Annotated in this window: 18 protein-coding genes; 9 read left to right on the plus strand and 9 right to left on the minus strand. The window is 42.8% G+C overall.

Going from position 1 to position 25,022, the window contains the following annotated elements; all coding sequences use genetic code 11:
- Nucleotide 1: 1 nt before the first annotated feature.
- On the minus strand, nt 2-3,124 hold the full coding sequence (gene secDF / locus V6M43_RS09115; RefSeq protein ID WP_332734512.1) for a protein translocase subunit SecDF: 3,123 nt from the start codon (nt 3,122-3,124) through the stop codon (nt 2-4).
- A gap of 266 nt (nt 3,125-3,390) precedes the next feature.
- Between secDF and V6M43_RS09120 the strand changes: the two genes are divergently transcribed.
- The gene (locus V6M43_RS09120; protein WP_332734514.1) at nt 3,391-4,113 is read left to right on the plus strand and encodes a DUF4397 domain-containing protein; all 723 of its coding nucleotides are present in this window, start codon (nt 3,391-3,393) and stop codon (nt 4,111-4,113) included.
- A 57-nt stretch (nt 4,114-4,170) separates the two neighbouring features.
- A complete protein-coding gene (locus V6M43_RS09125) occupies nt 4,171-5,361 on the plus strand; it encodes a pyridoxal phosphate-dependent aminotransferase (RefSeq protein WP_332734516.1) in 1,191 nt (396 codons plus the stop codon).
- Between the two features lie 34 nt (nt 5,362-5,395).
- Here V6M43_RS09125 and coaE read toward each other — a convergent pair whose 3' ends face one another.
- The 5 genes from coaE to V6M43_RS09150 form a co-directional block, all read right to left on the minus strand.
- Complete coding sequence (coaE, locus tag V6M43_RS09130; protein ID WP_332734518.1) at nt 5,396-5,992, minus strand: dephospho-CoA kinase; 597 nt, start codon at nt 5,990-5,992, stop codon at nt 5,396-5,398.
- The gene (yajC, locus tag V6M43_RS09135; protein WP_332734520.1) at nt 5,992-6,330 is read right to left on the minus strand and encodes a preprotein translocase subunit YajC; all 339 of its coding nucleotides are present in this window, start codon (nt 6,328-6,330) and stop codon (nt 5,992-5,994) included. Before yajC ends, coaE begins: the two co-directional genes overlap by 1 nt.
- A 43-nt stretch (nt 6,331-6,373) precedes the next feature.
- Entirely contained in the window at nt 6,374-6,829 is a 456-nt protein-coding gene (locus tag V6M43_RS09140) for a DUF1573 domain-containing protein (RefSeq protein ID WP_332734522.1), read from the minus strand.
- Nucleotides 6,830-6,852: 23 nt separating this feature from the next.
- Nucleotides 6,853-7,776 (minus strand): transcription antitermination factor NusB, encoded by a 924-nt coding sequence (nusB, locus tag V6M43_RS09145; protein ID WP_332734524.1) that lies wholly within the window; start codon nt 7,774-7,776, stop codon nt 6,853-6,855.
- Nucleotides 7,777-7,848: 72 nt separating this feature from the next.
- On the minus strand, nt 7,849-8,172 hold the full coding sequence (locus V6M43_RS09150) for a hypothetical protein (RefSeq protein ID WP_332734526.1): 324 nt from the start codon (nt 8,170-8,172) through the stop codon (nt 7,849-7,851).
- Nucleotides 8,173-8,420: 248 nt separating this feature from the next.
- On the opposite strand from V6M43_RS09150, the gene V6M43_RS09155 reads away from it, so the two are divergent.
- The 5 genes from V6M43_RS09155 to V6M43_RS09175 all read left to right on the plus strand — a co-directional run bounded on the left by V6M43_RS09155 (nt 8,421) and on the right by V6M43_RS09175 (nt 14,961).
- Nucleotides 8,421-8,702 carry a co-chaperone GroES gene (locus V6M43_RS09155; protein ID WP_039132358.1) on the plus strand — a complete coding sequence of 94 codons (282 nt, stop codon included), beginning with the start codon at nt 8,421-8,423 and terminating at the stop codon, nt 8,700-8,702.
- A 48-nt stretch (nt 8,703-8,750) separates the two neighbouring features.
- Nucleotides 8,751-10,382: a chaperonin GroEL gene (groL, locus tag V6M43_RS09160; protein WP_332734528.1), complete on the plus strand. Its 1,632-nt coding sequence runs from the start codon at nt 8,751-8,753 to the stop codon at nt 10,380-10,382.
- Between the two features lie 115 nt (nt 10,383-10,497).
- A complete protein-coding gene (locus V6M43_RS09165) occupies nt 10,498-11,211 on the plus strand; it encodes a glycosyltransferase family 2 protein (protein WP_332734530.1) in 714 nt (237 codons plus the stop codon).
- Nucleotides 11,212-11,224: 13 nt separating this feature from the next.
- Entirely contained in the window at nt 11,225-12,532 is a 1,308-nt protein-coding gene (locus tag V6M43_RS09170) for an ArnT family glycosyltransferase (RefSeq protein WP_332734532.1), read from the plus strand.
- A 434-nt stretch (nt 12,533-12,966) separates the two neighbouring features.
- Nucleotides 12,967-14,961 carry a T9SS type A sorting domain-containing protein gene (locus V6M43_RS09175; protein WP_332734534.1) on the plus strand — a complete coding sequence of 665 codons (1,995 nt, stop codon included), beginning with the start codon at nt 12,967-12,969 and terminating at the stop codon, nt 14,959-14,961.
- Between the two features lie 85 nt (nt 14,962-15,046).
- On the opposite strand, the gene V6M43_RS09180 is transcribed toward V6M43_RS09175, so the two are convergent.
- The 3 genes from V6M43_RS09180 to V6M43_RS09190 form a co-directional block, all read right to left on the minus strand.
- The gene (locus tag V6M43_RS09180) at nt 15,047-15,631 is read right to left on the minus strand and encodes a hypothetical protein (protein ID WP_332734536.1); all 585 of its coding nucleotides are present in this window, start codon (nt 15,629-15,631) and stop codon (nt 15,047-15,049) included.
- Nucleotides 15,632-15,878: 247 nt separating this feature from the next.
- Nucleotides 15,879-18,926 carry a PKD domain-containing protein gene (locus V6M43_RS09185; protein WP_332734538.1) on the minus strand — a complete coding sequence of 1,016 codons (3,048 nt, stop codon included), beginning with the start codon at nt 18,924-18,926 and terminating at the stop codon, nt 15,879-15,881.
- A 275-nt stretch (nt 18,927-19,201) separates the two neighbouring features.
- Nucleotides 19,202-21,565 carry a PKD domain-containing protein gene (locus V6M43_RS09190; protein WP_332734540.1) on the minus strand — a complete coding sequence of 788 codons (2,364 nt, stop codon included), beginning with the start codon at nt 21,563-21,565 and terminating at the stop codon, nt 19,202-19,204.
- Between the two features lie 295 nt (nt 21,566-21,860).
- On the opposite strand from V6M43_RS09190, the gene V6M43_RS09195 reads away from it, so the two are divergent.
- Together V6M43_RS09195 and V6M43_RS09200 are read left to right on the plus strand one after the other, a co-directional pair.
- Entirely contained in the window at nt 21,861-22,607 is a 747-nt protein-coding gene (locus V6M43_RS09195) for a polysaccharide biosynthesis/export family protein (RefSeq protein ID WP_332734542.1), read from the plus strand.
- 28 nt (nt 22,608-22,635) lie between these two features.
- Nucleotides 22,636-24,933: a GumC family protein gene (locus V6M43_RS09200; protein WP_332734544.1), complete on the plus strand. Its 2,298-nt coding sequence runs from the start codon at nt 22,636-22,638 to the stop codon at nt 24,931-24,933.
- Nucleotides 24,934-25,022: the final 89 nt, after the last annotated feature.

Raw genomic sequence — 25,022 nt, forward strand, 5'->3', positions numbered from 1 at the left:
TTTATGATTTTGCCACAACAGGCTTAACAAGTTTACTGTCTTTTACTTCATCAATTTCGTGAGACTCACCCAGTGGTTTTGATTTTGCAAAATCCATGAGTACCGGGGTCGCTACAAATATGGTTGAATAAGCACCTGTGATAACACCGATCAACATGGCGAAGGCAAATCCTTTTGTTACTTCACCACCTACCAGGAACAATATCAGCAGGGTAAGGAATACCGTTACTGAAGTCATGATAGTTCTGCTCAATGTATCGTTGATGGATTTGTTGATGATGGTTGCTTTGCTTGCGCCTTTCATCAGGTGACTGTTTTCACGGATCCTGTCAAATACGATAACGGTATCATTCATGGAGAAACCAATTACCGTCAGGATCGCCGCAATGAAGTGCTGATCTATTTCCAGTGGGAATGGAACAACATTTTTCAGGTAAGAGAAAACGATTAGTGTCACCAATGTATCGTGCAGCAAGGCGAAGATGGTACCGATTGAGAATCTCCAGTCGCGGAAACGGATGAAGATATACAATGAGATCACCAGCAGTGACCAGAATGTAGCCCACTTGGCACCTGTCTTCAGGTCATCAGAAATGGTAGCATCCACTTTCTTTGATCCAAGCATATGCTTTGTATCAAAATCCTCTGCAGAGATACCTGCGGGAAGGAAAGGTTTCAATCCCTCAAATAATTTACCCTGCACTTCATCATCCACTTCCACGCCTGATTTTTCGATCAGGTAATCAGTAGTGATATCAAGTTGATTGTTACTACCGTAAGTTTTGATGATAGGCGATTTACCGAAGGTTTGATCAAGCGCATTCCTGATCTCTTCAATAGGAGCGGGCTTATCGAATTTCACGATATAACTACGTCCGCCGCTGAATTCAACACCCTGGTTAAAGCCGTTGAAGAAAGTTCCGATACCCAGCAACAGTATCACAGCAGAAAGCATATAAGCATACTTGCGATACTTGATGAAATCGTACTTCGCGTTCTTGAAAATGTTGCGGCTTACAGAAGTGAAATAGTTAAAGTGACGCTTCTTGTTGGTCCAGAAATCAGTAACCATGCGGCTCAGCAGGATACCGGTAAAGAGGCTCAACAAGAGACCGAGTATTTGAGTGGTAGCGAATCCAAGAACAGGACCGAGACCAAAATAGAATAATATAATCGCAGTAAGTAAACTGGTGATGTGACCATCCATAACAGGTGCAAGTGATCGGCTGTAACCATCGTTAACTGCCTGCTGGTAGGTTTTACCACGGTTGAGTTCATCTTTGATCCTTTCAAAGATCACGACGTTTGTATCAACCGCCATACCGATGGTAAGTACAAGACCCGCAATACCTGCTGCAGTAAGGGTTGCATTGAGTGCACTTAATACACCGAGTGTAAACAGGAGGTTGAGGGATAATGCTATATTGGCAACCCATCCCGCTGTATTATAATATATCAGCATGAGGATGAAGATCACTGCAAATGAGATCAGGAATGCAAGGGTACCGCCCTTGATGGCTTCATTACCCAGTGTTGGTCCAACCACCTGCTCCTGAACAATTTTAGCCGGAGCATCCAGCTTACCACTTTTCAGGATATTGGAAAGATCCTGTCCTTCCTGAACAGAGAAAGATCCTGATATCTGTGAGTTACCACCACTGATGGGTTCGTTCACATTAGGGGCAGAATAAACGATATCATCAAGCACGATGGCGATGGCCCTTCCAACGTTATCGCCGGTCATTTTAGCCCAGATCTTCTCACCCTGCTTGTTCATGGTCATATTAACCGTAACCTGGTTGGTAACGGGATTAAAATCCTGGTAAGCATCAGTGATATACTCACCTTCAAGTTTAGCCTTATCAGTTCCCGGAACTTTTTTGATTGCATAAAGGGGAACAAAATCAAGTACTTTACCATCCTTATCTTTTTCAGCCATTCCATACAGGAATTTCACATCGCCGGGCATATTGCCAAGCACTGCCGGATTGTTGAGATAAGATGATACAAGCGAAGTATCTTTTGTTGGAACATAACCAAGGTTGGGAGCATATTCCGGACGACCATCCTTATTAGCATCCTGAGGAGGAATGAACTGAATGACGCTTAAAAGCGGGTTTGCATTTTGAGTAGCAAGAGGTGTTTGACCAACTGTTTTACTTGTATCAGACCCTTTAAGAACATCGGCAAGTGATTTGTTGGCAGTATCGGCAGGCGTCTTAGCTGATGTTGTGTCAACAGGAGATGGCGTTGGCTGGGGGGCTGCAACAGTATCACCCTTAAGTACAACCGCTAATGCCTTATCAGAAGCTTCGAGACTTCTGTCGAGTTCACCAATTGTATATACTTCGTAGAACTGGAGGTTGGCAGTAGACTGCAGATATTTACGAACCCTTTCAGGATCGCTGGCACCGGCAAGTTCAACTGTAATGATACCTTTATTTTCGTCTAAACTGATATTTGGCTGGGCAACTCCGAATTTGTCGATACGCTTTGTCAATACATCATAGGTCTGCTTCATCGCTGCATTTGCCTGCTCGCGGATATAGCTCACAACAGACTCATCACTGGCATCAACTTTCAATTTGTTGCGGGTGCTGTTGGCAAACAACGGAGCCATTTTAACGCCGGCGTTCACATCTTTGAAAGACTGTGCAAACAGGGTTATGTAATCAGCATCAGAGTTCACTTTTCTTCTTGTAGCTTCATCAACGGCCTTCTTCAGGTTGGGGTCATTGGGATTATTACTCAGCCCTTTGATCAGACCATCCAAAGCAACGTCCATGGTTACGTTGATACCGCCCTGAAGGTCGAGTCCCAACAACAACTCATTCTCTTTTGCCTTCTGATAGGTATGTCCCCACCAGGTGATCTTCTGATCGCGTGTACTGTCCTGTAATCTGCTAACCCGGGCCTTCTTTATTTCGTCCAGGGTATCCTGGTACAATAACTGCATGTCTTTGTTACCGGCATACTTTTGTTCGGGTGTAGGGTAGGACTTCACATACCGCATTGCCTTTTCTTCAATCGACTTCTCGTGTTTGTTGACAAACCAGGTGAAGGAAAGCTGGTATAAAGAAATCATAATTAGGATAGCAGCAAAAATGCTTACCAGACTTCTCATCGCAATACTTGTTTCGTTTTATGTTATTTTTTAAAGAGTGGCAAATATAGGATTTACGATTAAATATTGACAGGATGGTTTGTGAATTGTAGGAAATGGCCGCAATCCTTATGCCATCTGCATTACGGCCGGGAGGAGGGGGATTTGGGAGACCATGAAAACCAGGCTGGTATTATATATAAGAACAATATGTTCTATGCTGCCGGAAGGAGTGTTGTAGAGCTATGGTCGGAAATTTGCTAACATTGCGATGAAAACCACAAAAAATGCCCACTAAATATATTCCAGGGATCATTGTTCTGCTTTTCTTGTCAGCGCTCACCGGCTGCCTCAAGCAGGATGATGACACCAAAACGGGTCCAAGGGCACAAATCGCCATTATCAATGCCTCGTTGGATAGCGAACCCCTTTTCCTGCTGGTGGATGGCGCCAAGGTAAATGAGGAAGGTGTGGCCTTTGGCGAGGTGAGCGGAACTGCAGGGAATGCTTATATCCCCCTTCGTCCCGGGGTTCGGAATACGAGCTGGATGATGGGAACCGGCCCGGCATTGGAAGAAAAGCTATTCCCCTGGGAACCGGGAGCCTACTATACCATGATCCAGTTTGATACGGCTGTAAACAAACAGGCGCCAACAATCCTCTTCAAGGATGTACTAAATATAAATGACAGTGTTGGAAGGGCAAGGTTTTTCAATACAGTTGCCGGAAATGATTCGCTAAGCCTGGTAGCGGTAAGAACAAGGGATACCGTGCGGATCGCCAGCAGGCAGCCCTTCATCGCAAATGTTTCTTCTGTGACCACCAATTTTGCCAGTACCCTTCGTGCCGGTGGATGGCGGCTCGATTTGTTGAATAAAGACAGCGTAGTCATCTACACCAATGAAATTCTCATTGAAGAAAATACGGTCTATTCTTTTATTGCCACAGGAGAAACAGGAGGGGTGGGCGAAAAGGCTCCGTCTCTTTTACAGGTGGTTCACCGTAAATGATTATTTTTACTGGTTGTCAAGCAAACGTTTAAAAAACCAACCAATTTTTACAAAGAAATGTCATTATCATCGCGATTGCAGCGTTTCGCCGAACCCGAAACATTGCGTATGGCCAAAATGGGCCGTGAATTAAGAGCCAAAGGATTTGATGTGATCGACCTTAGTTTGGGAGAGCCTGATTTCGATACTCCCGAACATATTAAGGAAGCCACCAAGAAAGCAGTGGCAGAAAACTGGAGCCATTATCCCCCCGTGGCTGGATATCCTGAGTTGAGAGAAGCTATCTGCACTAAATTAAAGAGGGATAATAATCTCGATTATAAACCGGAAAATATCCTGGTATCTACAGGTGCAAAACAAAGCATCGCGAACCTGATCATGGCACTTGTAGACACTGGTGATGAGGTAGTGATCCCTACACCTTATTGGGTATCCTATTCAGAGATCGTGAAGATGTCAGAAGGCGTTCCCGTTATGATCCGCACCACGGCTGAATCAGGTTATAAGGTAACACCTGAGCAGGTTGAGGCTGCCATTACTCCCAAGACCAAACTATTCATGTTCTCTTCGCCCTGTAATCCAACAGGAGCAGTTTATACAAAGGAAGAGTTAGAAGGACTGGCAGGGGTATTCAAAAATCATCCGGATGTTTATATCATGAGTGATGAGATCTATGAATACATAAACTATGTAGGCAAACATGAAAGCATTGCGCAGTTTGATGAAATAAAAGACAGGGTGGTGATCATCAACGGACTCAGCAAAGGTTTTGCGATGACGGGATACAGGCTTGGTTATATTGCCGGCGCTCCTGACATAGTAAAGGCCTGTGAAAAGATACAGGGGCAGATCACCAGCGGTGCAAATGCTGTTACACAAAGGGCTGCCATTACCGCATTAACATCAGACCTTTCTTCCAGCAAGGCAATGGTGAAAGAATTTGAGCAAAGAAGAAATGTGATCCTCGAATTATTGAAAGATATTCCGGGTGTTTGTTGCTATGAGCCCGATGGAGCTTTCTATGTGTTTCCTGATGTGTCATCCTATTTTGGAAAATCTGATGGAACAACCACAGTGAATAATTCGGATGAGCTTTGCTTTTATATTCTGGAGAAAGCTCATGTTACCACGGTAACAGGAAAAGCTTTTGGCGAGGATAAATGTATCCGGATTGCTTATACAAATAGTCTCCCCAAGATCAGGGAGGGGATGCAACGAATTAAAGATGCACTTTCACAATTGAAATGATAGATTATAAAAAGCTGCTCTCCGGGGCAGCTTTTTATTTTTTAGATGCTGCTAGTAGGAGTAGCTCATCGTGAAGCAGGAGTACCTGGGGTATTACCAGTTGCGCATCATCATTGATGATAACGTGATCGCATAAACGCATTTTGATCGTTTCACTGATCTGGTTATTCATTCTTTTGAGTACATCTTCCCTGGTTACATTATCACGTTGGATCACTCGTTGAATACGGATATGCCTTGGTGCTGATACACCGATCACCAGGTCGAGTTGGCCCTGTGTGCCGCTTTCAAATATGAGAGCCGCTTCCTTGATGGCATAAGGGCTCTCTTGTTTTTTCATCCATGTTTCTCCGTCACGGATGGTGACGGGATGCACCAGTGCATTGAGTGCTTCGAGTTTATTATGATCCCTGAAAACCACTGATGAAATATAAGAGCGGTTGAGCTTTCCATTCAGGTAAGCCTCTTCACCAAAAAGAAAACTGATGGAAGCCCTGAGTTCAGGATCCTCTTCCATCAGTCTCTTTGCCGCTGTGTCAGCATTATACACCGGTATACCAAGGTTTTCGAAGACCCTGGCTACAATAGATTTGCCGCTACCGATTCCACCGGTGATGCCTACGCGTAGCATTATTTTTTATCAGCGATGGTGGCAGCTGCTTTGTTGATATTCTGTGTCCACTCAAGGGAGATAGCAGATTTTTCGATCTTCATATAACTACCCGGACTGGTTTCCAGCATCAGTGTACCATCTTCGTTCACCTTATTAACTGTACCGTGAATACCGGCGATGGTAACGATCTTATCACCCTTCTGCATATTTTCCTGGAATTGCTTGGCAGCTTTTGCTTTTTTAGCCTGGGGGCGAATCATGAAAAGCCAGAATACGAGGATCATACCACCGAGTAACACTAATTGCATGGTTGCCGCAGATCCGCCGGCCGCCTGTAAGAAGAATAGATTGGTCATGTGAATTGTTGTTTGAAATATAAAGTTATTGATTAGGAAATAGTCAGTTTTTTTCTACTTCCACTTTGAATACGAGGTTATGGTTGGTGGTTCCGAAAGTATTTGTGTATACACCAATTGATTTTTGGTTTGTACCAACACGACCCTTACTGTCAAAGCTCGCATTTATTACACCTTCCGCACCCGGCAATATAGGTTCTTTGGGTGGCTCTGCCGCCGTGCATCCGCAGGCCGGGTTTACAGAATAAATGATAAGAGGTTTTTTGCCTGTGTTGCGGAACCGGAAGGCCACATCCACTTTCTGGCCTTCTTTCACTTTGCCAAGGTCGAGATCATTATCGAGCCATTCAATTTCGGTGAACATCGAGCTGTCCTCTGAAACAGTCCCGGCATTTGTGGCCATGGGAAATTCAGTTCCGTTAGCTGTTTCATTCCGGGTGATCTGGTGGCATGAACCAAGCAGGGCCGCCACCATAAATGATAAGATCAGTTTACGCATGGATTCGATCAATTTTAAGTTCACTATTTTTTGTAGGTTACTTTCTGAAATTTGTCATCGCGCAGCAGGTCTTTATGTATGCTGTCTAATATACCATTGACAAATTGTCCGCTTTGCGGAGTGCTGTATTCCTTTGCCAGGTCGATATATTCATTGATGGTGACCTTTGGTGGAATGGTTTCGAAATAAAGGAATTCACAAACTCCCATTCTCATCAGGATCATATCAAGGGTAGCGATCCTGTCGGGATCCCAGTTTTTAAGTTTGGGTTTGATAAGATCCAGTGTGAGTGCGTCTTTATCAAGAACTGTTTCGACCAGGCTTTTGGCGAATTGCCATTTGTCCGCACTCAGGATCTCATTGAAATTATAGGTGCCGGGTTTGCTGAGGTAGTTCTGAACAAGAAGGTTAACCATCTCGCAATCATCATCCCAGTTATTGAAATGTTCTTCGAGGTGGCTGGTGAAGGCCTCATTGGTGATAAGTAGATTACTATAAACATAATCTATCAGTGCCTTCTCGGTTTTTGGATCACGGCTCTGTTCAGAGATGTATTCCTTATATATATCTGAATCGGCGAGCTGGTGGTATATTTTCCGGATAAGTTCTTTGTCGAGATACCTGTCAACCATTTCTTCTTTCACTGCAGTTGAGAAAGATTGGTCTTCAAGAATTTTCCAGAGGAGGGAGTTGCCTGCGATCTTGGTATTCACAACCAGGTCGGCGGCGCTGGGAAGATGTTTTGATGCGCGGTTCCTTGAATCGGTTTCAGCATATCGGGCAACTTCTGTAAGGAAATGGATCACATAAACCAGTAACTGTCGGGTCTGGTCAAATTGTCTTTTCAGTAACCTGACCGGTTCTCCGGGTTTTGCGGCCTGGTCCATCGAATCCAGTGCATAGAGGGTTTGCATTACTTTTACCCGGATATTTCGTCTGCTGATCATACCTCTCAAGAGCTTTGTTGAAGCGGCAAATCTACAGGATTTCAGGGCAGCGACCAAACAGATTGAAAAGGGTTATTTGGGACGGATATTCAGGATCCTTACCTGCTCAAGGCCGGTGCCCTGTTCGAGGCTTGATTTTTTACCCGTTTTTTTGAATTTGACGATAACCTCGGCATCGTCTTGTTGAAAATTCGGAGGAAGTGCATCAGCTTCAAAGGCAGTTCCGTTTTCAAGCTCAATCACCCAGGCGGCAGCCTCACAGGAAGTTCCGCAGCTATATCGCCACCATTGGATGGTTGCATCCTCTTCATTGATGGTAAGGTTGGGATCATCTGCAACAGATTTGCTGCAGGAATACAGGGTAAGGGCTGTGAAAGCCAGTAGGATGTATTTCATGGTATGGGATCGGATAGGAGATAAACATACAAAAGGACTGTCGTACTTACAAGCCCACCGGAAAAATTGGCACGACTATTCCGGCATTTTTCGATAAACGGACAAAACGAGACCGACAGAAGGTGTTAAAACTGCAAATATGGCTTCTATCAGGGTTTTTTAACGTATTGGCATATAATTCGTTCTCTTTGCAATCCTTGAGGAGCAACGCTCCAATTAATAATTCACTTAATTTAAAACCAAATAATATGGCTAAGAAGTTGAACATTACTCCTTTGCATGACAGGGTGGTTGTTAAACCAGCCCCTGCTGAAGAGAAGACCGCAGGTGGAATCATTATTCCTGATACTGCAAAAGAAAAGCCCCAGCGTGGAACAGTAGTAGCTGCCGGTACTGGCAAAAAAGATGAGCCCCTTACAGTAAAAGTGGGTGACACAGTTTTATATGGCAAGTATGCCGGAACCGAACTCCAGGTTGATGGAGGCGATTACCTGATCATGCGTGAAAGCGATATTCTCGCCATCGTATAACACCAAATTCCAAATAACAAACCGCAAACAATTTAATATTATATAGTTATGGCAAAACAGATATTCTTCGATATCGAAGCACGTAACCGCATGAAGAAAGGGGTTGATACCCTGGCCAATGCGGTGAAAGTAACGCTTGGACCAAAGGGTCGTAACGTAGTTATAGAAAAGAAATTCGGCGCACCACAGGTTACTAAAGATGGTGTTACAGTTGCAAAAGAGATTGAACTGGAAGATCCGATCGAGAACATGGGCGCCCAGATGGTGAAAGAAGTTGCCAGCAAAACTGCAGATGTTGCAGGTGATGGTACAACTACCGCTACTGTTCTTGCACAGGCCATTATTACTGAGGGTTTGAAGAACGTTGCTGCAGGTGCCAATCCAATGGACCTGAAGCGTGGAATTGATAAGGCTGTTGAAAAAGTAATTGTTGCGCTGAAAGAGCAAAGCCAGACTGTTGGTAATGATACCAAGAAGATCGAGGCTGTTGCCACTATTTCTGCAAACAATGATCCTGCAATTGGTAAGCTGATTGCTGAAGCGATGGCGAAAGTTGGTAAGGATGGTGTAATTACTGTTGAAGAAGCAAAAGGAACTGACACAACTGTAGAAGTTGTAGAAGGTATGCAATTCGATCGCGGTTATATCTCTCCATACTTTGTTACCAACAGTGAGAAAATGGAAGTGGAATTGCAGAGTCCTTATATCCTGATCTACGACAAGAAGATCAGTGCAATGAAAGACATTCTTCATATTCTTGAGAAAGTTGCACAGGGTGGTCGTCCTTTGGTGATCATTTCTGAAGATCTTGAAGGTGAAGCATTGGCTACATTGGTAGTGAATAAACTTCGTGGTACGCTGAAAGTGGCTGCTGTAAAAGCTCCTGGCTTTGGTGACCGTCGTAAGGAAATGCTTCAGGATATCGCTATCCTTACAAAAGGTGTGGTGATCTCTGAAGAGCAGGGTTTCAAACTGGAGAATGCAGACCTGAGCTATCTCGGTCAGGCTTCTTCCATCACCATTGATAAGGATAACACTGTTATCGTTGGTGGAAAAGGTAAGAAAGAAGATATCACTGCACGTATCAACCAGATCAAGGCGCAGATCGAATCAACAACTTCCGATTACGATCGTGAGAAGTTGCAGGAGCGTCTTGCAAAACTGAGTGGTGGTGTAGCTGTTCTGAATATTGGCGCAGCCACAGAGGTTGAAATGAAAGAAAAGAAAGACCGTGTGGATGATGCCCTTCATGCAACACGCGCAGCGGTTGAAGAAGGTATCGTTCCAGGTGGTGGTACTGCATTCATCCGTGCTATCAGTGCGCTGGATGGTTTCCGCAGCAGCAATGAAGACGAGAAACTTGGTGCACAGATCGTTCGTCGTGCGCTGGAAGCTCCCCTCCGTATCATTGTTGAGAATGCTGGCCTTGAAGGAAGCGTTATCATCAACAAAATCCGCGAAGGAAAAGGTGATTATGGTTTCAACGCCCGCACCGAAGAATTCGAAAATCTCTTTAAATCAGGCGTTATTGATCCAACTAAAGTTGGTCGCGTAGCGCTTGAGCATGCAGCTTCTATTGCTGGTATGTTGCTTACAACTGAATGTGTTGTTGCCGACAAACCTAAGAAAGAAGATGCTCCTGCTATGCCAGGTGGTGGCATGGGAGATATGGGTTATTAATAGTCTCAGCCATTTTTATAGGAGCCCCGTTGCTTGTGCAGCGGGGCTTTTTTGTAACCAAAACTTGCACCGGTTAAATAGTTTTTATTTATTTGCCCGATAGACCCAAGAAGTAATGAGAAAATTGTCGATAGTAGTCCCGGCTTACAATGAAGGTCCAACCATACACCTGATCCTTGACAGAATTAAAGCGGTAGAATTATTGAATGGCGTTGAAAAAGAAGTGATCATCGTTAATGATTGCTCAACGGATGATACCGAACAATCCATTCAGAGATATCTGGAAGCAAATAAGGATCTTCCTCTTACCTATATAAAACACGAGGTCAATAAAGGCAAAGGTGCCGCACTGCATACTGGCATTGCAAAGGCAACCGGCGATTACCTCATTATACAGGATGCTGACCTTGAATACGATCCTGAAGAATACAACCTGCTGATAAGTACTGTAAACAGGAGTGGGGCAGATGTTGTTTTCGGCTCAAGGTTTATGGGAGGGCATCCACACCGGATACTTTTCTTCTGGCACTCATTCGGGAATAAATTCCTGACCTTTCTTTCCAATATGTTTTCCAACCTGAATCTGACTGATATGGAGACCTGTTATAAAATGTTCAGGACGCCCATTATTCAAAGTCTCGATTTAAAGGAAAAGCGTTTTGGATTTGAACCGGAGGTTACGATGAAGGTAGCCAGGATTCCCAATGTTAAGGTGTACGAGGTGGGGATTTCTTATTTCGGAAGAACCTATGCCGAAGGCAAAAAGATTGGATGGCGGGATGGTTTCAGGGCAATTTATTGCATCCTGAAATACGGGTTGTTCAAATAATTAAACTCAGTTTATGACGCATATAAAGCGGGGAGCTTTTGGAAACCCCTGGTTGGTTTTCCTTCCTTTTTTGTTATTATATGTCGTTATTGTTTTTCTTTTCCATCGTGATGCACTGGAGGGCGATGAATTACGCTATTATATGTTTGCTGAAAACATCCTCGATGGTTCTTATTACAAGCCTGAAGGGATTCAGCGATTATGGAACGGTCCGGGTTACCCGCTGCTTATAGTTCCTATCGTTTTGTTCAAACTGCCTTTTATCACGGCCGGATTGATGAATGCCTTTTTCCAGTATGCATCTGTTGTATATCTGTATAAAAATCTTCGCTTACTCACGAGGTATAAGGCCGCGTTGGGGTTATCGGTTTTCTGGGGTTTATATTTTTTGGCATATGAAGAGATCCCGGATATGTTGACTGAACCGCTTACTGTTTTCCTGATAACATTGTTCGTGTATGGAGTGCATAAGATCTACCTGCAACCACGAAGAAGGGATATCATTCTCACCGGACTTTTATTTGCCTTTTTGATTTTAACCAAGGTTATTTTTGGGTATGTATGGCTTTTACTGCTGGGTATTTTTGGGGCAATATTTCTACTTAGGAAAAAACTGCAGCCCGCCTCCCAGATCTTTAGTAAAAATATTTCTTTCCTCCTTTTGGTTGCCTTGATCGGGATTTCCCCCTATCTGATATATACATATACCATTAGCAGGAAAGTCTTTATGCTGGCGGATAGTGGGGGAATGTCACTCTATTGCATGTCAACCCCCTTTGAAAAGGAGTATGGGAACTGGTTCAATCTACCGGTGATGAGAACAAGAGACAGTTCAACGTTGTCGGAAGGGTACCGGGAGTTGTTACGGAATCATAAACCCGCAATGGATTATGTAGACAAATTTGAGGGTCTGGAAAGAGACCAGGCCTATAAAGAATTGGCGTTCAAAAATATACGCAATCATCCTGTCAAATATGTGAGGAATATCATCTCTAATGCCGGCCGGTTGTTGTTTAATTTTCCGGTTTCCTACCAGGTACAGTCCGATAAAGCAATGATACGCATCGTCCTCAATTCATTTTTCCTGGTAGGTATTTTAGCTGCTTTATTTATATATATATATCGATTCAGATTATATAATCTGTTTGATCATTACCTCTCGAGCTTTATAGGGTTTTACTTTGGTATAACGCTGCTTTTGAGCGCTTACCCCCGATTTTTCAATGTGATGGTCCCGATTTTGATATGCTGGATTATGCTGGTGATCGGGAGGGGAGTACAAGTTACCTGGCGTAAAAAAAATGGGTCCTTAATATCGTAAAAACACGATGTGGAACTACGATAAAAGATTGCTTTTCAGGCAGGATGAGATGGTTGTATAATTTGCATAATATCCGGTAATTATCCAATTGTCAATAAATACTGAAAAGCTTTTCCTGTAAGGATTTCATAATGTGAAAATTAGATATACCTTTGTATGTCTACCTATTTAATCCGTCCAACCTTCCTACCTGAATTCCATTAGCTTATTTTTTGAAATTAACAATTGACATTACGATGAGTCAGGTGAAATTTTTGTGCACGTACCTCCTGGTAACTGTACTTTTTTGTACCCTTGGAACAGGTGTGTACGCGCAATTTGAGGTGTTGGATAGCTTTCCGCAAAACCTACAACTCTATCCCAGAAATCTACAGACAAATAATGGGACGGTTAGGATAAAGGGGACTTTGGCGGTGGGCACACCATATCAATCCTTGAGGCTGCTAATAAATAGGGATAATAATAAATCAGAAAACAGCTCCAACTATTCATTCAATGTAGCCATTATAGAAATTCCTTTAAATAATCGCTCATTTAAAACAGAATTTCAATTGCCTGCAGAAATGAGGGCCTATCAGTTTCAATTATTTGGCATTCAGAATGGTGTTCAAAGCACATTACCGTTGGTTCAGGCGGACAATGTAGTAAGTGGTGACGTATTCATGATACAAGGTCAATCGAATGCAGCAGGAACTGGTCGCGCGCCATATAATAGTTCGAATAGTGCAAGTGATGATCCCGAAGTAATTGAATTTAGAAGATTTATCAGAGCATATGGGCGTTCATCTCAGATAGAAGACGGACCTTATTCAAATATGCCAAAACAATGGTTTACAGGGAATGGTAATGCAGTATTTACTATGAATGGAAATGTTGGACAATGGGCAATGTGGATGGCAACAAATATTTGTAGAACGGAGGGAATACCAGTAGCTATTATTAATCATGCAGTATCTGGAAAGCCCGTTTCATATTATAAACCAAACCTGGCCGATAAATTTGATCTTAATACGTCTTACGGCAGGGCACTAATGCGGTCAAAAGATGCCGGGGTATTGGATAGTATAAGGGCATTTTTCTGGTTCCAGGGTGAGAGTAACTGGGGTGGTGGAGGTGGTATAATTTTGAATTCAGATGAATATAAGGCAGAACTTGAAACGATCATTTCAGAAATTCAGAATGATATACCAAGCCTTAGAAAAGTTTACCTGTTTCAAACACGTTGGGGTTGTTGGGGATTAGAAAACGACGCCGCTGAAATCGCTGATGCAATACGAAGAGTCGCTATAAATACATCTTACAATAAGGTTGTTCTTATATCTACTAATGGTATTCCTCAGGCTTTTGAAGACTCATACTGCCATTATTATTACAGGTCTGGATATCGAAAAATTGGAATAAGGGCTTTCAATAATCTTGAGCGGGATATTTACGGTAAAACTTTTCCTGCCGGGTCAATAGATGCCCCCATGCCTAAAACAGTATACTTTTCAACTGATAATAATGGAAATGCAACAGAGCTAGTTCTGGAATTGAACAGTACTGATGATTTTAGTTTTAGTGCAGTCCCCATTGCACAAATAATTGCGTTGTTCACTCTGAATGGAGGTAATTATACCATTAACTCATTAGCTATTGATAATGGCCCGGTAGGTAACAATATAATTCCCACAAAAATTAGAATTAATTTTTCCCGAAATGGTGGAACGCTTAATAACCCAACGTCAATTAGTTTCAGAACTTATAGAGGAGGTTATTCAACACCTGCCTCATCAAATGAAACGTTGTTACCCGAACCTGTTGTTCCGGCAATAATAAATTCTTCAGGTATCGGGTTGGTTAGCTTTAATAATTTCACTACCGACGGTATTGGCATCCTCCCCATTGACCCATTGTCTTTATTTGTTAGGCGTACAGGAAATACCAATAATGTAAAGTGGGAAGTGGAAGAGAATAGTGATTTCGTTCGGTTTGCAGTGGAGCGTAGTACAAATGGAACCAACTTCAGCATGTTAACTGAATTATTTGGCAAGGCTACCAGTGGTAAGGAGGTTTATAATTATGCAGATGTCAATATAACCGGCCAGGTTTTTTACCGGATCAAAGCTACCCGCAAAACCGGTGGGGTTGTTTATAGCCAGGTGGTGCGGATCAATGATAATGGTTCACTCAGACCAGGTTTGACAATTTCTCCAAACCCTGTAATCAACCAGGCGTTTATCAATGTGACGGTTGCTGAGAAAACTTCTGCCTCCATTCAATTATTTAATCTGCAGGGTGCAAGGGTTTCTCAAAGAAATGTTGAACTCTTAAAAGGTTCCAACAATTTCTCCCTTGGTGAAATGCTCGATCAGTTACCCGGAGTGTATATGGTAAAAGTTGTTACACCACAAGAAGTATTCACATCGAGGCTAATAAAACTCAGATAAAAAGTTTACATATAAAATCAGAAGGCCGTCTCAAATAATTTTGAGACGGCCTTTATTGTAATGGAAAAAATAGTCGTAGACGATTTTATAATTTAACTGGCTCATCTAACAGGAGGAGGGCGACCGTTCTATTACCAGGTCGATCAAAGGCTTCTACCTGTACCTGATTTCCAGAGAGAGATAAAATGTCTTTCTGGGCTATATAACTCCATTGATTTTCCTTTTCTGTAGGCATAGCTTTGCCGGTTTCCAGTGGAATTCCGTTGGAATCCAGGATAGTGAACACAACTTCCATAACCTGGAAATTGTCCGTTGCAATTACCATTAAATTTTGGCCGGCAAGTCCTGTGTAACCATTCTGATCAATGGATTCAATTATCGGTGGCACCATTCCGTCTGTAATGGCCATAACATATTCACTTTGTTTCAGCAGTTCCCTGAAAGGAGTGTAAAATGCTTTACTGGCCGGGTCATGTGCCACCATGCGAGCATAAATGTTGGCATCTTTAAATCTTAATTGATTTTTTTCCTCGTCAGGTTTTTTCTTGTGGCCGGCGCGGTCGGGATTCTTTTTTAGGTATTGCCGATCGCCCCTGATCTGGAGATAATGTGATTTTAGGTACTTGCCACTAAAACCGTCAATTTTCTTGTTAGAGTTGTTTTTAGGCATTTTCTTGCAGGTTTTGGATTAATAATCACAGGAATTCTTAGCTATCTCCTAGCGCGAACCATACTCGGGGTCCCTATCTGGTCCCTATCTGGTCCCTATTTTAAGCCCCTTGAGGTAGTTGAAAATGGCTCCGAATTCCAGTTAATTGAAATTTACAAAAAAACATATTATCAACAAAAAGCATACCTGAATAAAAAAGGCCGTTTCATAAAATGAAACGGCCTTTTCTTTAAGAAAAACTTTCTTATCAGAGTTTTTCAATCTTAGTTGTCATAGGTGCATCACGTTCGGTAGTAGCCTTTAAAACATACATTCCCGGTATCAATTTCACGAGGTTGATCTTCTTTGTAATACTTAGCTGGTCTTTGTTGAATACTTCCTGGTGAACCAGTAATCCTACCATATTATAAACCTGGATCGTTGTTTTACCCAGAGAAGGGGTATTCAACAGTAAGGTCAGGTTATTACTGAATGGATTAGGATAGGTCTTAAACTGGGTGGTTGTATTAACGGGTGATGTTACCGTGGTGGCTGTAGTGGTCGTACTTGTGGTGGTGGTACTTGTCTGCTCCATTCCCGATGAAACTGAAGTGTTAGAACTGGAAGTGCTGGAACGAACAATTATGCTCTTGGTATCTGAACTCGACATTCCCTTATCATCTGTTATCGTTAACCGGAAGGTATAAGTGCCAGCAGCGCCAAGTCCACCTGCTGCGGTTCTTGCCAGATGAGTGTCAGTTATAGAAGCTGTTGACGGACCAGAGATCTGGGTCCAATCATACCTTACTATAGTTCCATCCGGATCATATGAACTTCTGCCATCCAGGTATGACCAGTTTGTTGGCAGGGTTATGCTTGCATCCGCACCTGCATTAGCAATGGGAGCCTGACCAATAATCTGATTAGATGGAGCTGCGAGAACGGTGATGCTCTTTTGTGCTGTAGCAGTGGCCCCACTGTTATCAGTAACCGTTATTCTGTAAGTATAGGTGCCAAGGGTTGTTAGACCTGTTACATTAGTGGTTGAGCTTGCCGGGGACTGGATAACTGATCCTGCAGGACCAGAAACAAAAGTCCAGGCATATTTACTGATTGTTCCATCAGAATCTGCAGCTGAGCTTACCAATGTAACAGAACTTGTAGGCTGTACAATATTTACATTGCTTCCAGCACTAACGGTGGGTGCCTTGTTTGCAGTAGATGTACCATTTACCACCAGCGTAAAGCTGCTGGTTCCTGTACCTCCATCATTATCCCGAACAGTTAATTGGAAAATATAAGTACCTACACCAACGAAAGTTGCTGTTGTTCTGGACGCTGTTGCACTACCGATCTGGGCTGCGCTTGGTCCCGAAACCTGCGTCCACTGGTAAGAGGTGATTGTTCCATCCGGGTCATAAGATGACCTTCCGTCCAGGTAGATCCAGTTTGTTGGTGAGGTAACCGTCTGGTTTGGACCTGCAACTGAAACCGGGCTTGCATTGCTTGAGAGTGCCTGGGCAACATTTATCTGAACATCATCAATATCAGTTGCATTCGCATTATCGCGAACAGTTAACCTATATACATATGTACCTGCTGTAAGGCTACTTATCGTGGTGGTGCTGGCGGAAGGCGATTGAATAGTACCACCTGATGGGCCTGAAATTTTAGTCCAGGTATAGCCTGCTATAGACCCATCCGAGTCTGTTCCACTACCTGTAAGAGATACAGAACTTGTAGGCAGGGAGATCGATTTATCAGCACCGGCATTGGCTGTTGGTGCATTATTAGCTACCACCGTTTGGGTGCCTACTACAATTGTTGTAGTGGCAGAGGCGGTTGCACCAGCATTATCCTTTACGGTCAGCCGAAAAGAATAGGTTCCATTTGCCAAACCACCTGCTGTTGTTCTCGCTATCGTGGGTGAGGCTATTGTGGCAGTGGTAGGTCCGGAAACCTGTGACCACTGATATGTACTGATTGTACCGTCCGGATCACTGGAAGCCCGGCCGTCGAGATAACCCCAACTTGTGCCCGATGCAAGATTCTGGTTTACCCCTGCATTTGCAATAGGAGCCAGGTTGCCGCTTGTAGTAGAGCTGGAAACTATAACCTGAACATCATCTGTATCAGTGGCGCCAGCATTATCTTTTACTGTTAGTCGAAAGACATATGTACCCGCCGCAAGAGATGTGATATTTGTACTGGCACTGGAAGGGGACTGAATTGTTCCTCCTGTTGGGCCAGACACTTTAGTCCATGCATAAGATGCAATACTCCCATTCTGATCAGTTCCACTACCCGTTAGCGTGGTAGATGTAGTGGGCAGGGTAACAGTTTTATCAGCTCCTGCATTAGCCACAGGGAGAGTATTGGTAGTGGTAGTTGATCCGCCTGCAGGTGAAACATCTGCAAGCGTAGCGGTACTATTACCAATTTTAAATTCATCGATATATACAACCCTGCGCTTGGCAATGGTATTTCCCCATGAAGTATTCCAGCTTGCAAGCCAGGGCCATTTGTAAATGCCCACCTTTATATATGGTACTTTCGCGAAATTACCACCATACCAGTTTGGACCGGTGTAATTAACTACCAGCTGGCCATTCTTATAAACTTTTACAAAACCGTTATCTGCGGTGGTCCAGTTACGGTTAACTGCCCAATCAGTCCATTTATCAAGGTCAACAGGGCCAAGATCGTACTCAATGGATTTGATAGTGCTTCCACCGTTAGCCTGCACATCATTTTTATCATAACTGATAACACAGATCCAACGGTTATTCTGGATACCAATTCGCATGGGATTTGTCCACCTTGAACTGGTTCCGCATGGCAAAGGTTTATCGTGAATATTAAAACCCAGGCTTTCCGGAGCTCCTTCTGCGTATTGGTAGCTCCATCGGGGGATATATAAGGAAAGAGCAATCCAACGCATATCCAGGGTCTGATAATTGCAGGCATTATTCCAGATCAATTCTGCGCCAGCATGCTCACGCTCCTGGTTGTAAGGTGAATAAGGTTTATCGAGTTGAAAACGCGCACTATAAGATCCGGCGCGTCGGAAGGAATCACTGCGGACCATCTTACTAAATGGCTGGGAGATACTGATACTGTTAACTTCCTGCCATGTGTTTAACCAACCGGTAGTAGGAACACCGGTGAGACTGGGAAAACTACTACTTTCAACACCGTCCTGGAAGATCAGTTTCTGACCAACCACCGGTAATTGAAAGCAAAGGATAAAAAAGAGTAAAAAAAGCTGCAAACCCATGGGTCGGGCTTTGGAATTGGGTAAATTAATCAGCGACATAACCTGGTTTTTATAGGAAAAGCCAGAAAAAGGCAAAACTCATGCCACCCATTTTTTTTTATTGTGTATGTGAATAATTTGTGTAATTATCTTGCAGATTTTTATAATGTATTCTAATTCAAGAATTTATAAAGAGAATCATTGATAATGTACATATTAAACATTAACAGTTGTTTAGCACTTATATTATGATTATAGTTAATGTTGCGACATAAAAAAGCCTGATTTCTGGTGGAAAATCAGGTTTTTTCGTTTTTAGAAAAAGTAAAAATTCTTTAGAGCTTTCGTATTTTTCCGGCTATGGGTGAGGGTTGGTCATTGATTCTTACACTCAAAAAATAAGTTCCCGATTGCAACGATCTTATATCAACAGGACGGGAAATAAGTGCTGTTTCTTTGGTGAATACTTCCTTATATAATAATACCCCTGAAACAGCGTATACCAGCACCTCGCATTTACCCGTGGCAGGGGTTTGCAGTTTAAACTGGAAGTTGCCATTATTTGGATTGGGGAATAACTTAAGCTGATTGTCAGTCATAGAACTTACGGCATTTACCACAATATTTTTATCAGCTGTAGCGCCGAGGTTATCCGTTACCGTTAGGCGGAATGAATAGTTTCCGGCCTGCAGACCACTTACTTTAGTCTCCTTTGCTGAACTCTCATGTACAAGCGCCTGGGTTGGGCCTTCCAGCAGATCCCATTTGTACCTGACGATTGTTCCATCGGGGTCATAGCTGGCACTGCCATCAAGAGTAATATCATTTATCATGCTTATATCTGCCTTAAAAGTGGAGGGCATCATAATCTGAGGCTTTTTATTGGCAATGGCTTCCGCCCTTACCTCCACCGTTACATTCGCGCTTGCGGATCCTCCGCGGTTATCAGTTACCGTTAACCGGAAGGCATATTTGCCACTGGTTAACCCGGTAATATTGGTAATTGATGAGGTAGGCTTTTCGATTTTGGTATTATTGGGTCCATTCACCTGCTGCCAATTATAAGTGTTGATGGTGCCATCCGGATCCACTGAAGCCGAACCATCTATTGTGGTCCGGTTAATTGGTAAAGCAATAACCTGGTTCTGCCCCGCGTTTGCGAGGGGATTTATATTGGCCGCAACTGCGTTTATGGGGTCTACCAAAATGCTGACTGTATCACTGTCTGCTGCACCCGTATTATCCCTTATGGTTAAGGCGAAACTATAGTTTCCTTTCAAGGGGAAGCTAACAGGTGATTTGGCCTGGCTGGTATTGGAAATTACCGCGTTGGTGGGGCCGGCCACCTGTGTCCACAAGTAGTTGGCTATAGATCCATCCGGGTCTGCAGATGCTGTTCCATCGAGGTAGGCAGTTGCTGCAATGTCATTGATTGTCTGGTCGCTGCCTGCATTTGACACCGGGGGGAGATTCACCACAGTAGCATTAAGTACAGTTAAATTGACATCATCACTGGCTTTGCCTCCCTGGTTATCTGTTACGGTGAGCCTATAAGTGTAGGAGCCATTAACGAGGCCGGAAATGGAAGTGGAAGCGTTGGTTGGGGTAGCGATTATGGAGCCGGAAGGTCCTGTGACGAGTGACCATGCGTAGGAACTGATACTGCCATCATTATCATTTGCTGTTCCGGTAAGTGTTACATTGTTTTTTGGCAGTTGAATGGTTTGATCGCTACCTGCATTAACAGAAGGTAAGGAGTTGGGCGTTGGAGCCACCTGATCAGGATAGAGAAAATCCTGCAGCGTAGCTTCACTTGTACCCATTTTTATATCATCTATATATATTGCTCTTTTCCTTGAAATCCGGCTTCCCCATGCTTCATTCCAGCTGTTTAGCCAGGGCCATTTGTAGATACCCATCTTAATATATGGGAGTTTGGCAAAATTACCTCCATACCAATTGGGTCCTCTATGATCTACAAGGAGTTTACCATTCTTATAAACTTTCACGAACCCATCATCAGCAATGGTCCAGTTGCGGTTTATGGCCCAATCTGTCCATTTATCAGTTTCGATTGGTCCCATATCATACTCCTTTGTTATCAGTGTTGCTCCCGAATTGGCCTGAACATCATTTTTATCAGCAGTGATGGTTAGTATCCAACGGTTATTTCTCACCCAGATGTTCATCGGGTTAGTCCAGCGTGAACTGGTTCCGCAGGGGAGGGGATAATCATGCACATTAAATACGACGCTTTCAGGAGCGCCTTCAGGAATTCCATAACACCATTCAGGAAGGTAAACGGATAAAGCCATCCATGCAAGATCATAATCAGGGTTTTTGCATGCATCATTCCATATCAGTTCAGAACCTCCATTGATTCTTTTTATGTTGTCGGGATATTCAGCCCTGTCGAGCTGAAAGCGAGCACTGTACTTACCTGAGCGGGATACAGAATCAGTTCTCATCAGGGTGCTGTAAGGTTGGGAAACAAACATGCTGTTGGTTTCCTGCCAGTATTTTAGCCATCCTGTTGTTGGATCTGAGGAAAGAACAGGGAAGTTAATATCTTCAACCCCCTCCTGGAAGATGAATTTCTGCGCATTAGCAGGCAAAATTTTCAACAGCACAAGGCACAACACTACAAAGGATTGCAAAATAGTTTTGCGGACCTTTTGTTCGATGCAGGGTACATGCATAAACAAGGTTTTTACAGGGATTCGGATTAAATTCTATTGGTATTAACGCCAAATGAAGCATTTTCGTATCAGAGATGGAATGGGCAATACCCAGATTCATTGATTTTTATGGTAAAAGCAATAGATTCTATATTTATTCCGTTTGAATAAGCTTGATAATCAATTAATTTTCGGTTTTTTACCTTGTTGTTAGCTATATAAATAAATAAGGCCGTACCAGTATTTTTTTTAATATTAGCAGATAATGAAGTTGCGTATGCCCTATACAGTTTTCAGTGTTAGAAATTTATTTGTTTTGAGTCTGGTTATTTTGACGGTTTCGTGTGCGAGTCCGGAAAAAGCCAGGTATTTTAATAAACTGGGGGATGAGACATTTCCCCGCCAGGAGCTGGTTTCGGCGCATGTTATACGCAAAGCTGATATACTTAGTATTAATGTTAGCAGCATCAATATTGAAGAGAACCAGATTTTCAATGCACCCAATGTAGCGGTAGTACCCGGGCTCGTAAATGAGAATCCAACACATGGTGCGGGATACCTTGTTGATAATGATGGGATGATCAGTTTCCCGATGATCGGAAATGTAAAAGTGGAGGGCCTCAATAAAAAGCAGGTTTCCGAGTTGATTCGCGAGAAACTTATTTCAGCCAAACTGATGCTCGATCCTATTATCGCAGTTCGGATCCTAAACTTCAGGGTCACCGTTCTTGGTGAAGTAGCCAGCCCCAAAATCATAAATGTTCCCAACGAAAAGATCACCTTAATGGAAGCATTGGGTATGGCGGGTGATATGACGCTGTATGCTAAAAGAGATAATGTACTTCTCATTCGCGAGGAAGGTGACGAAAAGATCACAAGAAGATTAAACCTGAATAATAAAGAATTACTTGAGTCGCCATATTATTACCTGAGAGCAAATGATGTGATTTATGTAGAATCAAATAGCGTAAAGCTTCAGAATACCAGCAGGCTAAATCAATTACTGCCTACCGTGCTCAGCGGATTGGCATTCCTCGCAATTATCATTGACCGATATCGTTAAGACTTCAACTTTAAGCTGTATACCTACAATGTCAAATGACTTTTCATACGACCCAAGAGAATCCGGATCGAACATCATAACCATAATAAAGAGGAAATTTCTTCCTTACTGGCCCCTGTTATTCCTATTGGTGGGTGTGGCACTGGTATTAGCAAACCTTTATGCAAAGAGCCTCACACCTGTTTACCAGATTTCTTCCTCCATTCTTATAAAGGATGAAAAGAAAGGGATCAGCGAGTCGAAGATGGTGGAGAGTATTGATTTTTTCGAAATGAATAAGATCGTTGAGAATGAAATCGAAGTACTTCAATCGCATACCCTTATGCGAAAAGTAGTGGAAGACCTTGGGCTCTATTGTACTTATTATGAAAATGGCGAAGGTAAATTGAAATCCGCCTATGCGACCGTGCCGGTGAAGATGAAACTTAAAGAGGTTTTGAAATCTACAGAAGGAAGCCCTATACCATTTATTATAAATGAGAATGCAACTATCGTTACTATCAATGAAAAGCAATATCCTGTAAACCAGTGGGTGCAAACAGAATGGGGCAATGCTTATTTCTACAGTGCCATCCGCGACAGTGCCGATCTTCAATGGAAGAACAAGAAATTTTACTTTACGCTGGTAGATCCTAAAGTGGTGGAGAATGGTTTATTGGCCGGCCTCAAAGTGGCAGCAATTAATAAACTTGCCACTGTAGTTCATCTGAATATGAAAGACCCTGACCCGAGGAAGGGTGAAGATATTTTGAATGGATTAATCAAGGTATATCTGCAGGCTGAAGTTGATGATAAAAACCAGGCTGCGCTTAATACACTTGCATCTGTTGAAGGCCGTCTCGACTTTGTTGTTGGTCAATTGGATTCAGTTGAAAATGCTATTCAGAAATTCAGGACCCGGTCAGGGGTAATTGATATCAGCCAGCAGGGCAGACAATATCTTGATGCAATCGGAATGTATGACAGACAGTTGCAGGATATAAATATTAAAATGTCTGTACTGGATGAAATTGAAAACTATGTTGCGGATGGATCGAATGCAAGCAATATAATGCCTTCCACTATTGGGGTAAATGATCCCGCTCTAACACAGTTGATGGGAAGATTAAACGATGCACAACTTCAGTTCGAGAAACTTAAGCATACAACTGGAGAGAATAGTCCGGTTCTACTGGCGGTAAAAGACCAGATAAAACAGATCAGACCATCTATTCTTGATGCGGTCAAGAATCAGAAAGTGAACCTTACCATTGCAAAATCAAATCTCAGTACTGCTTCCAGTAAGTATTCATCCCTGTTAAGTTCAATCCCGCAAAAAGAAAAACAATTGCTTGAGATAAGCCGTCAGCAATCTATAAAGAACCAGATATATTCCTATCTGCTGCAGCGAAGAGAGGAAGCAGCACTTTCCTATTCTACCACAGTAGGCAATACAAGGGTCATTGATTATGCAAGGTCATCGCTTGCTCCTGTTAGTCCAAACCGGCTTTTGCTGATGGTCATTTTCTCTTTACTGGGAATAATAGCATTCATTGGATTTGTATTTTTTAAGGAAGATATCTCTTCGAAGATGCTTTTCCGTAAGGATATTGAATCCATTTCTGATTATGCTGTGGCAGGTGAGTTGTGGAAACATCCGGGAGGGATGACAGGTAAAAAAAATTCACGGGTTGGGCAAGTGGTTGAGGAGCAGGTCAGGTTATTACGTAATCAGTTTTTCCTGAGTGATATTAAAGCAGACAGGTCACTGCTGATAACTTCAGCCGTTGGAGGAGATGGTAAATCTTTCCTTGCCAGGAAACTAGCTTCCAGCCTGGGTGCCATTGGCAAAAAAGTACTGTTAATAGATTTTGATACAGTAAACCAAAAGCTGACCAATGAATTCAATATGAGTGGCAGGAAGGGGCTGGCTGACTTTTTGAATAAGAAGGCAACAATGGAAGAGTTAGTTCACAGTGTTGATAATGATGGAGAGTACTATGTGCTTCCTGCTGGTACCCGTGTTTTTGAAAGTGATGAATTGCTGGTTGAAGAATTGATCCCCATGCTTCTTAAAGAACTTGAAACCCGTTTCGATAATATTATTGGTGTAACCGCCCCGCTTGAAAAAGATACAAATATGGTTTTGCTTAGCAAGCATTTTTCCAACACCGTTTTTGTATTGAAACAGGGGCATACCCCAAAGGCGCAGGCTGCCCATTATATCGGCAGAAATCAGCCTTTGTTACCCTCTGGAGCAAAGATTATTTTTAATGCAGTGCCAAAGAGAGGAATGGGTGCCTGGGGAGAAGAATTTGGATATGGATATTACTATACTACTACGTAAGTATTATAGTAAAAATCCTATTTATAAGTAATATATACGATTAAATGTCGTTTTATAATGAACCTCTTTAGTACCCTTATGTGACTGAA

Source organism: Flavihumibacter sp. (genome assembly GCF_036676075.1).
GTDB lineage: Bacteria > Bacteroidota > Bacteroidia > Chitinophagales > Chitinophagaceae > Flavihumibacter.

What these genes read in the sequence shown, in the direction of transcription:
- V6M43_RS09200 (WP_332734544.1), top strand. Translation starts at nt 22,636, where the DNA reads ATGTCAAATGACTTTTCATACGACCCAAGAGAATCCGGATCGAACATC.
- secDF (WP_332734512.1), bottom strand. Translation starts at nt 3,124, where the DNA reads ATGAGAAGTCTGGTAAGCATTTTTGCTGCTATCCTAATTATGATTTCT.
- V6M43_RS09170 (WP_332734532.1), top strand. Translation starts at nt 11,225, where the DNA reads ATGACGCATATAAAGCGGGGAGCTTTTGGAAACCCCTGGTTGGTTTTC.
- V6M43_RS09180 (WP_332734536.1), bottom strand. Translation starts at nt 15,631, where the DNA reads ATGCCTAAAAACAACTCTAACAAGAAAATTGACGGTTTTAGTGGCAAG.
- yajC (WP_332734520.1), bottom strand. Translation starts at nt 6,330, where the DNA reads ATGACCAATCTATTCTTCTTACAGGCGGCCGGCGGATCTGCGGCAACC.
- coaE (WP_332734518.1), bottom strand. Translation starts at nt 5,992, where the DNA reads ATGCTACGCGTAGGCATCACCGGTGGAATCGGTAGCGGCAAATCTATT.
- V6M43_RS09120 (WP_332734514.1), top strand. Translation starts at nt 3,391, where the DNA reads ATGCCCACTAAATATATTCCAGGGATCATTGTTCTGCTTTTCTTGTCA.
- V6M43_RS09125 (WP_332734516.1), top strand. Translation starts at nt 4,171, where the DNA reads ATGTCATTATCATCGCGATTGCAGCGTTTCGCCGAACCCGAAACATTG.
- V6M43_RS09155 (WP_039132358.1), top strand. Translation starts at nt 8,421, where the DNA reads ATGGCTAAGAAGTTGAACATTACTCCTTTGCATGACAGGGTGGTTGTT.
- V6M43_RS09140 (WP_332734522.1), bottom strand. Translation starts at nt 6,829, where the DNA reads ATGCGTAAACTGATCTTATCATTTATGGTGGCGGCCCTGCTTGGTTCA.
- groL (WP_332734528.1), top strand. Translation starts at nt 8,751, where the DNA reads ATGGCAAAACAGATATTCTTCGATATCGAAGCACGTAACCGCATGAAG.
- nusB (WP_332734524.1), bottom strand. Translation starts at nt 7,776, where the DNA reads ATGATCAGCAGACGAAATATCCGGGTAAAAGTAATGCAAACCCTCTAT.
- V6M43_RS09150 (WP_332734526.1), bottom strand. Translation starts at nt 8,172, where the DNA reads ATGAAATACATCCTACTGGCTTTCACAGCCCTTACCCTGTATTCCTGC.
- V6M43_RS09165 (WP_332734530.1), top strand. Translation starts at nt 10,498, where the DNA reads ATGAGAAAATTGTCGATAGTAGTCCCGGCTTACAATGAAGGTCCAACC.
- V6M43_RS09185 (WP_332734538.1), bottom strand. Translation starts at nt 18,926, where the DNA reads ATGTCGCTGATTAATTTACCCAATTCCAAAGCCCGACCCATGGGTTTG.
- V6M43_RS09190 (WP_332734540.1), bottom strand. Translation starts at nt 21,565, where the DNA reads ATGCATGTACCCTGCATCGAACAAAAGGTCCGCAAAACTATTTTGCAA.